Source organism: Bartonella florencae (assembly GCF_000312525.1).
GTDB classification, from domain to species: domain Bacteria; phylum Pseudomonadota; class Alphaproteobacteria; order Rhizobiales; family Rhizobiaceae; genus Bartonella; species Bartonella florencae.
In genome coordinates, this window is record NZ_HE997452.1 from 545,300 (window position 1) to 549,167 (window position 3,868).

The 3,868-nt window shown below is 37.1% G+C and carries 4 protein-coding genes; 3 read left to right on the plus strand and 1 reads right to left on the minus strand.

Translation table 11 applies throughout. The annotated features are described in order from the left end of the window. The 3 genes from BN202_RS09945 to BN202_RS05185 form a co-directional block, all read left to right on the plus strand. Window positions 1-263: hypothetical protein (locus BN202_RS09945; RefSeq protein WP_034987335.1), on the plus strand; the 263-nt coding region annotated here is incomplete at its 5' end. Window positions 264-748: 485 nt separating this feature from the next. Continuing rightward, window positions 749-1,297, plus strand: a complete 549-nt coding sequence (locus BN202_RS05180; protein WP_019219532.1) for a hypothetical protein — start codon at window positions 749-751, stop codon at window positions 1,295-1,297. 21 nt (window positions 1,298-1,318) lie between these two features. Further along, window positions 1,319-1,504, plus strand: a complete 186-nt coding sequence (locus BN202_RS05185) for a hypothetical protein (RefSeq protein WP_019219533.1) — start codon at window positions 1,319-1,321, stop codon at window positions 1,502-1,504. Window positions 1,505-3,108: 1,604 nt separating this feature from the next. Here BN202_RS05185 and BN202_RS05200 read toward each other — a convergent pair. Then, the gene (locus BN202_RS05200; protein ID WP_019219537.1) at window positions 3,109-3,435 is read right to left on the minus strand and encodes a hypothetical protein; all 327 of its coding nucleotides are present in this window, start codon (window positions 3,433-3,435) and stop codon (window positions 3,109-3,111) included. Between the last annotated feature and the right edge of the window lie 433 nt (window positions 3,436-3,868).

Consider the following 3,868-nt stretch of genomic DNA (forward strand, 5'->3'; position numbering starts at 1 on the left):
TAATTGAATTACGCTTTGCTAAAGGTCGCGGTGGATTTTTTCCAGAAGATACAGGGATGGGTTCTCAATATTTTGGAGCCGATGATTCGCTGGTGTGCAAGAGTACGAGCCTTTCTCATCAAAGAGGCGTTGAAGAAACAACAACAACGCAAGGCAGGGCTTCATTGTCTGCAAACAAGAGGCGATGTGGAAGGCCGATGGGGAAAATTATCGCTATGTTCTCCTTTATAGAGAGGATGGTGAATGCAAATTTATGGATATAAAGATGGGGACACATGCAATCAATTGTTGAGAAAAACAGTAAGCTGTTTTATAGAGGAGGCAACAAGAGGGTTTTAGAGCAAAATGAGCAATAAAAGGGGGAAAATGTGGGAGAAGAATTGGGCATTTGAGAAAAAATGCTTGGTTTTCAAGGCACAAAATTAAAGATGTTGTCATGGCAAAGTGATAAAATGTTGTGGCAAAACTTTCTCACTCTATTGCACACATTTCTTATCATGATAGCTCTAGAAGCTCCTGCTTTTGCAAAGCTTTTGAAAAAATCGGGAGAGTAGGGGAAATGAGATAGTATGGGGCATGTGATTTTTCTGCTACCGGTTTTGATTTGGGGCTGCCTTTTTGTACCTTTGTCTATTCTTTGGGCATTGCGCAGTATCCGAGAGCATAAAACGAAAAAAATGCAGTCTTTAGAACCGTCTGGGTCACAAGATAAATCGATGAGATCATAAACGTTATGGGACCAGGCTCAATGGCTCTTATCATACCAGCTTTTTTTTTCACAATACTTACGATTGTGGTCTTGGCACTCTTGCTCAATATGATCATTGTGGGGCCTTATTATTCTCTTATTAAACGTTGCAGGATCTATGCAAAGCTTAAAGAATATAAAGGCTTGATGAAAGAACAGCAGAAGCGTTTGGATGATCCGCAAAACAGTGAGATTAAAAAGCAAATTTTGGCGCTTTATACAGAGGAACATACCGCTTTATTCAAAAAATGGTTCGCTTTTTCACGAAAAGACTATATCTGCGTATTTTTCATCTCTCTCATCATTATGGCTTTCAAAGCGCATGTTTATATAACTTTTGTGCGAGAGATAAATGGCACCTTTCATCATCTTGGAAGTCCTGAAAGTTTTGAAGTCTATGATATGCTGTTTTGGCTGCTTTTTTTGATTTCGCTGTGTGCTTGTATAACGGCTCCTGTTGTGTTGATATTGCGTGCCGTCTTAACTTCTCTTTTAAAAAAAAAGATCCTAAAATTGGAAGAATTAATCAAGCAACAGAAAAGCAATTGATAAAGAGAAAGTGAGGGGAAAATGCTTACAAAAAGTGCAATATTTATGATTGTCATGGGCATGTATTATGGGGCTAAGTTCGGGATTATCCTTGATGTTTTGTTAAGTACAGCAATTGTGGTGCTGTATTATTCTTTTATGAAGCGCTTAATCGCGTACTCTAAGGTTACGGGACAATTCAATAAAGCGATGAAAGAGCGTAGGTAATATTTGGCTCTGCTTGGCACGAAAAGGGGCAGTGAAGGAAAGACAAACAGAGTGGGGGGTGAGGATGCGCCTTGATGTTTTGTTAAGTACTGTAGTTGTGGTGCTTGATTCTTTCTGCGAGACTCTCATAGAGGTGCTTCTAGCCAACTGAGAAAGTTATGCAGGAGAGCATTTAAAAAAATGGCAAGCGGGCACTTGTAATGTACAAGAGGGGATTTGTAATGGACAAGAATTGTGATGAGAGGAAAAAAGACAATAGAGGGAAAGATGGGGCATTTGATGAAAAGCTGCAGTCTTTTTCGCTCGGACAAGCATTTCTTTCAAAAAGATAACATATCGTAATTTGTTTTCTCTCTTTTATCATTGTGTTGTGTAAAAAGGTTTTTCCTCTCTCGATTCTGGAAGACTGGGAGTTAACCGCGTGGCAGGAGAGCATTTTTTTTTGCCTGTCCTTTCTGTTGCGCAAAATTATCGCGGTGTGTGTTGTTGTTTTTATACCGCTGATATTGGTGCTCTACATATTTTTTACATCGTGGTTGAAAAAAATATCCCGAAATTGCAAGAAGAAATGCAAAAACGAGGCAAAATCCCCTGTCATCAAAATAATTCGAATCAAAAAAATGATAGAGGAAGGGCGAATCATCCTCTTATAGAATTCTTTATCGTAGGGATTTTTCTCGTGATGTTTATTTTTTCCAATTTTGTCGTATTTTTCACTTTAACGCTTTATTATTCTGTCTTTAAGCGGGCAAGAATGTCTTTCCCGTTAAGAAAAGCATTGAAAAGCCTGTAGAGAGGAGAATGTAACAGGGTATTTGCCTTGTGATGAGAGGGAAAAAACAATAGAGAGGGCAAATGCTGATGAAGCAGAAGGCAGGCAGGAATGAGGGTGGTGGAAAAGTGAGGAAGCTAGAGATAGAGTAGAGGGAATTAAGCAGATATCTGGGAAAGAAAAACAAAAGAACAGCTCTATAAAATTTTAAGAAAAAAACTAAAAATGATCTGTCTTAAAGCTTTTAAGAAGGAATAATGCAAAATTCACGGTTTTCTTACCTCTGCAGAGTTTTCTTTAAAAACGAATCATTCCCTAGGGTAGTGCAAAATTGTCCTTAAAAACAAAATGATCTTTGAGAACGGAAAAATAAAATATAAATGGCGTTTAAAATATGTGGTGTTTTCTGTATTCGTTTAAGAGAAAATATTCAAAGTAAAACTTACTCAGTCAAACATCCTGTCTTTTTGTTGTTTTTATGGTCGCCTTGTCAAGCTTTTGCGGCGCCTTTGTTGCGTGGATGAAATGAAGCAATTTGAAGTGATTGGCAGGCCAAACTATAAAACAAAGTGCAGATATCTGGGAAAGAAAAACAAAATATGACAGATTTTTGCAGAAGGCTTTGTCCTTTGGCGAGAAAGAGACGAGAAAGAGACGAGAAGGAGACGAGAAGGAGGAGAGCAAGAATAAGAGTACCCTTGCTCAAAAGAACAATAAATATAAATAACCCAGAAAATACGAAGCCTTAAAATATGAAGCCTTTTATTTAATCTTTAACTTTGCAATAGATTGCAATATTTGAGCTTTTCTTTAAAGACGCTTGACTATTTTCTCAAGAATTTACCGTAAAAAATAATTTTATAAAAAATAGAATCACAGCATGAATCAAATTCACCACGGAATATAATAAGTGTTCGTTTTGCATGTATGAAGTGACCAATTCTCTTTGATGTGTGCCATATTTACTTTGCGTTCCGAGTATATTCAATGTATCCAATGTGCCTTTTACTGGTTCAAGATCCTGTAAATTCGTTTCTTCAACAGTATAAGGCGTTATAATAGGAGAGGGTTGTTTATTGACTATACGATCAGATTCTTGAATTGCAAGAGCTAAGCCACTGGTGATTGCCCCTGCTATGAAAAAATATCTGATATTCATAGTTCTTCTCCTATATTTATTTTAAGTAAATAAATATCAAAACGTATTATAGATAAATTCGCCTTAAATAACTATAGTAAAAATGCCACAATCATAAAAAAGAATAAAACTTGCCCAGAAAATGACAAAATTTGCTCTTATTTGCCTTAATTAGTTCTTTCAGAATTGATTTATAAAAGAGGGTTTTAAGGTTTCAAGACATATATTTACAGAATGGATGACAAAAAGAGCCGTTGGCGAATTTTGTTTTGTCCATGGCGAAAAGATTCCATTCGTGGGGTCTCCATGAGAGCAAAACACATCCTATGAGGAGCAAAGTGCATTTTATGAAGATTAAATGCAAAGCTCGTTGAATTGGGGTGCATCTTATTTAGGGTTTGAGATGCATTCTGATGGCGGGGTGCATCTTATTGAGGGTTTGGGATGCACCCCG